Origin of the sequence: Natronospira sp. (genome assembly GCF_007134575.1) — a bacterium.
Classification (GTDB): Bacteria; Pseudomonadota; Gammaproteobacteria; order Natronospirales; family Natronospiraceae; genus Natronospira; species Natronospira elongata.
This window is the reverse complement of sequence record NZ_SLKM01000256.1, coordinates 1-6,190: the sequence shown is the minus strand read 5'-3', so window position 1 is coordinate 6,190 and position 6,190 is coordinate 1. Positions and strand designations below refer to the sequence as shown.

Here is a 6,190-nt window from a genome sequence, read left to right as displayed (position 1 = left end):
GCCAGGCCGGTGAGCAATTGGAAAGACTACCGTGTTTTCGGGCCCGTCAGGAAGCCCGGGATTGCGCCTGTTCGCGGGCATACCGCATCAGATAATCCGCAAACGGACCACCCAGCTCCGGGTGTTTCAGCGCCATTTCCACCGTGGCTTCCAGATAGCCCAGCTTGTCGCCGCAGTCGTAGCGCTTGCCGTGGAAGTTGTAGGCGTAAACGGCCTCTTCCTGCTGGAGGGCGTCGATGGCGTCGGTGAGCTGGATTTCGTTGCCGGCGCCCCGGGGGGTGTTTTCCAGGTGGTGGAAGATGCGCGGGGTGAGCGCGTAGCGGCCGATCACGCCCCAGTTGGAGGGGGCATTTTCCGGGGCCGGCTTTTCCACGATCCTGTTGAGGCGGCGGAGCTGGTCGCTGACTTTGTCGCCGGCGACGATACCGTACTTGTTGCTGTGTTCCTGCGGGATCTGCTGGACGCCGATGAGGCTGTGGCCGAGCTGGTCGAATTGCTCGCCCATCTGGGCCAGGCAGCCCTTGCCGCCGTTGTGGACGAGGTCATCGGCGAGGACCACATAGAAGGGTTCGTTGCCGACGATGTTCCTGGCGCAGAGCACGGCGTGGCCGAGGCCGAGGGCTTCGGCCTGGCGGATGTAGACGCAGTCCACATGGTCGGGGATGACATCACGGACGGCCTGAAGGCGATCGTGCTTGCCCTTTTTCATGAGCTCGTTTTCGAGCTCGTAGGCGCGGTCGAAATGGTCCGGGATGGGGCGCTTGTTGCGGCCGGTGACGAAGATGATGGTGTCCACGCCGGCTTCCACGGCCTCTTCCACGGCGTATTGCACCAGTGGCTTGTCCACCACGGGCAGCATTTCCTTGGGGCTGGCCTTGGTGGCGGGCAGAAAGCGGGTGCCGAGGCCGGCTACGGGAAACACGGCCTTGCGGATGGGTGCTTGCATTGGGTGACTCCTCCCCTGACTTCCTGTCAGTGCGTTTAGCGAGGGTTGGCGCTCCTGGTCATTGCCCTCTTATGTTCAATCCTGGCGCCTCCCCTCAAGGCGCTTGCGAGCGCAATCGAGTATAGGGGATGCGCTTTTGGCTGTGTAGGCCTTGACGGGGTTCGATTTTCGTGGCTGGTCAGGGTCTTGGCGGGATTCTGCGCCGGTTGGGGCGGTTATTGCTATCCCCCGGATGGGGGGTGCCTGGAAAGGTGGGCCTCACGCGAAGGCGCGAAGACGCCAAGAAATTCAAAGGCGTTTTCCCGCGGAGGCGCTGAGGTGTTAATGGCTAGAGCAGGCGGGCCATGGCGGCGGCGTAGCGTCGGAAGTCTTCGAGGTTTTCGTGGGTATCGCTCATGGGGGCCACCTGCCGTGGGAGGGAATTTTTTCGCGATTGAGGGCTGATTTAAGGCTTGATCGCGGATGAATCCGCTCCTACGACCGGGCTGTGCCAGGCTGGCACGGGGGCGGGGTTTCGATGACTGCTCTGGGAAGCCGAGGCTGAAGCCTCTTCCACAGTGGGGGGCTCTGCCACAGGGGATTAGAGCTTCCAGTGGTTGCCGCGCATGGGGCGGAAGGGGGCTGAGCGGTGGAGGCGGGCGGCCTGGGTGGCGAAGCGGATGTAGCGCAGGCGGGCCTCGGGGGTGGGGGCGACGAAACGCTCGTCCTCGTCTTGCGGCGGCTGTTCCACCGGCCGTTCGGCGGCTTCGCGGAGTTGGCGGCGTTCTTCTTCAGTCAGCCTGGCCATGCCATGCCTCCAGTATCTTGAGCTGGTCCTGCTTGTTGAATAGGGCCAGATAATCGGCAATCAGTTCCCAGTCCGGCGCCCTGCCCTGGTGTTTGGCTGCCTGGAGCAGCAGGCGGATGTCGAGCCAGTCCTCGTCCGCCCGGTTCGGGTCATTGGCCGCGGCCTGGATCTTGAGACCGATGAGGTCTTCTGTCTGCAACACCGGGATGCTCAAGCCGGGGCCGGCTTCCATGCGTTCCGCTCGCTCCAGCATGGAAAGAGAAGGCCCACGGAAGGCGTGCAGGATATCGATGCGGCCGAATTCGTCGGTCTCCGCCCGGTAGTGGGAGACATTCTCGGAGTGAAAGATCCGTTGATAACCCAATGCCGTGAGGATGGCGTGGGCCCGCTCCAGGTCCTGCAGCAGCAGGAGGAAATCCAGGTCCGCGGTGGCGCGCTGGACGCCGCGCATGGCCAGGGCGAAACCACCGATCAGCGCATAGTGGATGCCGTCCCGGGACAGGGCCTCGCTGAGCCGCTGAAGTACCTTGAGAAAGTCCATGGGCAGGGAGTTTAGCCTGTTTCGGGGGGCAAGGGACAAGCGGGAGGGCGGCGCAGGGGGCCAGCTGCCGTGGGAGCGAATTCATTCGCGATTTAAGGAACCTCTGATGAATTCATTCGCACCCGCAGTTGGCGCTGAGAGCGTCTGATTCAAGGCGCATTGCGCAGCACAGTAGCCTCTGTGCTACGGGCAAGCAATGCAACGCAGAAGCAGGCGTTCTCAGCGCCAACCCCTTGTGGGCCAACGGGATTTTCCCTCTCGACTTCGTTACTCCTCGCTCATGTAGCACAGGGGCTACACTACGCTCGTCGCGCCTCGCGAGAGGAAAAATCCCGTTGGCTGCGGGCGCGAATGAATTCATCAGAGGTTCCTTAAGGCTTGATCGCGGATGAATCCGCTCCTACGGCCGGGGGGATGGCTGGCTGCTCTGGGAAGTCGAGGCTGAAGCCTCTTCCACAGTGGGGGATCAGCTGAGGTGCTGGCGGACGAAGTCAGTCTCCGCCGGGTGGCGTTCGGCGCATTTGTCGAGGGCCTTGACCAAGCGGGATCGCCAGCTGGTGCCGCGCTGTTCAATGGCCGATACGGCCTCGGCCAGGCCATCAGGCGCTTCTTCCCGGAGAACCGCGAGTAGCTGCAGGGCCTGGACCCGATCCTTTTCGGATTTGGCGGCAAAGGCCGGTGGCCGGTTTTCGGAGACCAGCAGCTTGTGCAGTGCGAAGCGTTCCGGGTGGGGCACATTCACCAGTGCAAGCTGCTTGCGGCCGATGGCAACGGCCGGCATGGTGTCTTCGATCAGGTAATCGAGAAAGCGTAGCGCGGTGGCCCTGCTCTTGAGAGCCGGTACACGGCGAACGCCCTTGGCCTTGCCGATTTCCGGCGTCAGCAGGTCCACGCGCAGCTCACGGCCACGCACACGAAAGCTGGTTGAAGGTGCTTTGGGATTGAGCGGCGGGACAGGGACGAAGCCCATCTCAAGCCGGGCCAGGACATCCGGCAAGGGCTCGTCGGGTTGCGGGATGGCCAGGCCGATGTCGGATTGCCCGGCGATGTCGATGTCCTGGGTGCGGGTTGGGCTGGCCCAACGCACACCGAGCAGGTTGCCATAGACATGGAAGGCCAGGGTTCCAACCAGAACGCCGTATTCGGAGGATGGGCGGAAGATGCCGGCTTCGGCGAAGGCCACCAGGACCCTGGCGGGCGCGGTGTCGATGGGCGTACCGCCCGCGCCGATGAAGGCGGCCCGCAGCTTCTGAAGCTGGGTGCGGTCCTCACGCTCCTCACTGGACAGCGACAGCGCCTGTTCAATGACCCGGGCCGCCCGCGATTCGCTGGCGCCAAGATAGGCCTGTCGGCGCTGGCCCGCCAGGTCGAGATACTGGTAATAGAGATAATCGCGCCCTTTCACCGTCTTGCGGACGAGGGAACCGGGGCGTTTGCCCATGTCGCTGGCCAATCCCATGCCGAGGGCCAGTTCGCTCAGTTCGGCGTACAGCGTCCGGGCGGTGAGGGACAAAGGCGTGTAATGCATCAGCCAATCTCCACTGGAGTTATACGCATAATAGAATGTTATTGCGTATAACTCCAGTCGCCGCCGGTATGGAGCCCGTGTAGCCTGTTTCGGGGGACAAGGGACAAGCGGGAGGACGCGGGCGGCCTCCCGCCGTGGGCGCGAATGAATTAATCAGAGGTTCCTTAAGGCTTGATCGCGGATGAATCCGCTCCTACGGTGGGGTGGGGGGCCGGGTTATTTTATGACGCGCAGGCTGGTGGGGAGTTTGGCCTGGTCCTGGGGGCTGTCGGACAGGGTTTGATCGTGGCGCGGTTCGGCCTCGTCGCGGCGGCGGTTGAATTCGGGGACGAGACGGCCGAGGGCGTCGAGGACGCCGGTTTCGCTGCGGGCGAGCGCCGCGCTGGTCAGGGCCTCGACGTTTTCCTCGATGCCGGCGGCGATGTCGTTGTTGTCGGCCAGGAGCAGTTTGCTGTGGCCGGTGCCGTGCAGGGTTTCGGTGTCGTAGAAGAGTTGTTCTTCCAGCTTTTCGCCGGGGCGCAGGCCGGTGTAGACGATCTTGATGTCCTCGCCGGGGGTGAGCCCGGAGAGGCGGATCATGTTCTCGGCCAGTTCCCGGATCAGGATGGGCTGGCCCATTTCCAGCACGAAGACTTCCCCGCCGCGGCTCAGGGCCGTGGCCTGGATGATCAGGCCGGTGGCTTCCTCGATGGTCATGAAAAAGCGCTTGACCTCGGGGTGGGTGACGGTGACCGGCCCGCCCTCGCGGATCTGGCGCTCGAACAACGGAATCACCGAGCCGGCCGAGCCGAGCACGTTGCCGAAGCGGGTGATGAGATAGCAGGTGTCCGGGTGGCGCTTTTGCAGCGACAGGCACAAGAGTTCTGCAGCGCGCTTGGAGGCGCCCATGACGTTGGTGGGGTGGACGGTCTTGTCGGTGGAGACCAGCACGAACTTGCGCACACCAAAGTGGCCGGCGGCCTCGGCGATGATGCGGGTGCCCAAGGTGTTGTTGCGCACACCCTCGACCACATTGCTCTCGAGCATGGGGACGTGCTTGTAGGCGGCCGCGTGCAGGACGATATCCGGCTTTTTCTGCCGGAACAGGGCCTGGACCCGGGCCTGATCGCAGACATCGCCGAGGACGAAGTCGATGGGCGCCTGACTGCGGGCCATGGACAGGGCGTGCTCGGCCTCGTAGAGGTTGTATTCGGACTGGTCGAAGACCACCAGGCGGGCCGGTTCGTGGCCCAGCACGCGCTTGCACAGCTCCAGGCCGATGGAGCCGCCCCCGCCGGTGACCAGCACCGTCTTGTTGCGAACGGTGGCGGCGATGGCGCCGTCGTCGAGGTTGACCGGGTCGCGGCCGAGCACATCCTCGGTGGTGACCGGGCGCAGGCCTCCGAAGCCGTTGCCCTCCTCGTCCTCGGTCATGCTCGCGCTGACCTGGCAATGGACACCGGCCTCGTTGGCCTGGGCAAGGATTCGGGAGTAGGTCTTACGGCCCGGCTTGGGAATGGCGACGATGACCTGGTCGGCCCGCTTGCGCCGGCAGAGTTCGGCGAGCTGGCTGGTGGGGCCGAGCACGCGCACGCCGTAGATTTCGGTGCCCCATTTGTTGGGGTCATCATCCACCAGGCCGACCGGGCGCAGGCTGGTATAGACGCGCAGGCCGCGCAGGACGTGCTCGCCGTTCTTGCCGGCGCCGACCACGATCACGTTCTGGACGCCGCGTTCCTCGCGCCGGTGGATGTGGTATTCCTTGAGCGCCCGGTAGAAGGCCCGCGCGCCGCCGGTGCCGCCGAGCAGGAAGAGCGGATAGAGGAAGATCACCGAGCGCGGCACGCCGGCAAGGCGGTCGTAGATGAACAGGGCGGCGAGGGTGATGAGCGCACCCACGGCGACGGCCTTGGACAGGCGCACCAGGTCGGGCATGGAGGCGAAGCGCCAGACGCCGCGGTAGGCGCCGAAGGCCCAGAAGGTGAGCATGTGGGCCGGGATGGCGACCGCGGCCAGGATGAGCATGGGGAGCCAGAAGTCCGCCGGGATGGAGCCGAGGTTGAAGCGGACCCAGAAGGCGGCGGCAATGGCCAGGGGGACCCAGAGGGCATCATGGGCAATGATCAGGGCACGGCGAATCCGCCGTGGCTGATGGTTGCTGTTGTGTTGCGGTTTCTGAGCACCCTTCATTGGGCTTCAACCTCCCCAGCGCCTATCGTCCGTGTCAGGCGGATAAAAATGGAACCGGCGTGACCCTGTCGGCGGTGACAGGGGCACTCCCCCCCCAGAGCGCCACACCGAGAGTGGTAAGGATAGCTTGGGGAAGGGGTTTAGTGAAGTGCTGAGTGCTGAGTGCTGAGTGCTGAGGGGATCCCCCTCTGTCTCCCCCTTCCGAGCGGAGCTCGCAAG

At 64.4% G+C, this 6,190-nt stretch carries 5 protein-coding genes; all 5 read right to left on the bottom strand.

Annotated elements, in window-relative coordinates; all coding sequences use genetic code 11:
• Positions 1-46: 46 nt before the first annotated feature.
• On the bottom strand, positions 47-946 hold the full coding sequence (gene galU / locus ACJWXQ_RS10200; protein ID WP_406672760.1) for a UTP--glucose-1-phosphate uridylyltransferase GalU: 900 nt from the start codon (positions 944-946) through the stop codon (positions 47-49).
• A 580-nt stretch (positions 947-1,526) separates the two neighbouring features.
• A complete protein-coding gene (locus tag ACJWXQ_RS10195; protein WP_406672759.1) occupies positions 1,527-1,733 on the bottom strand; it encodes a hypothetical protein in 207 nt (68 codons plus the stop codon).
• Positions 1,717-2,274 (bottom strand): nucleotidyl transferase AbiEii/AbiGii toxin family protein, encoded by a 558-nt coding sequence (locus ACJWXQ_RS10190; protein WP_346052476.1) that lies wholly within the window; start codon positions 2,272-2,274, stop codon positions 1,717-1,719. Before ACJWXQ_RS10190 ends, ACJWXQ_RS10195 begins: the two co-directional genes overlap by 17 nt.
• A gap of 466 nt (positions 2,275-2,740) precedes the next feature.
• Positions 2,741-3,802, bottom strand: coding sequence for a GSU2403 family nucleotidyltransferase fold protein (locus ACJWXQ_RS10185; protein ID WP_406672758.1), 1,062 nt, complete (start codon positions 3,800-3,802; stop codon positions 2,741-2,743).
• 216 nt (positions 3,803-4,018) lie between these two features.
• The gene (locus tag ACJWXQ_RS10180) at positions 4,019-5,971 is read right to left on the bottom strand and encodes a polysaccharide biosynthesis protein (protein WP_406672757.1); all 1,953 of its coding nucleotides are present in this window, start codon (positions 5,969-5,971) and stop codon (positions 4,019-4,021) included.
• Positions 5,972-6,190: the final 219 nt, after the last annotated feature.

Excerpts from the sequence above, each read along its gene's own strand:
- ACJWXQ_RS10185 (WP_406672758.1), bottom strand. The coding sequence starts at position 3,802 with ATGCATTACACGCCTTTGTCCCTCACCGCCCGGACGCTGTACGCCGAA.
- ACJWXQ_RS10190 (WP_346052476.1), bottom strand. The coding sequence starts at position 2,274 with ATGGACTTTCTCAAGGTACTTCAGCGGCTCAGCGAGGCCCTGTCCCGG.
- ACJWXQ_RS10195 (WP_406672759.1), bottom strand. The coding sequence starts at position 1,733 with ATGGCCAGGCTGACTGAAGAAGAACGCCGCCAACTCCGCGAAGCCGCC.
- ACJWXQ_RS10180 (WP_406672757.1), bottom strand. The coding sequence starts at position 5,971 with ATGAAGGGTGCTCAGAAACCGCAACACAACAGCAACCATCAGCCACGG.
- galU (WP_406672760.1), bottom strand. The coding sequence starts at position 946 with ATGCAAGCACCCATCCGCAAGGCCGTGTTTCCCGTAGCCGGCCTCGGC.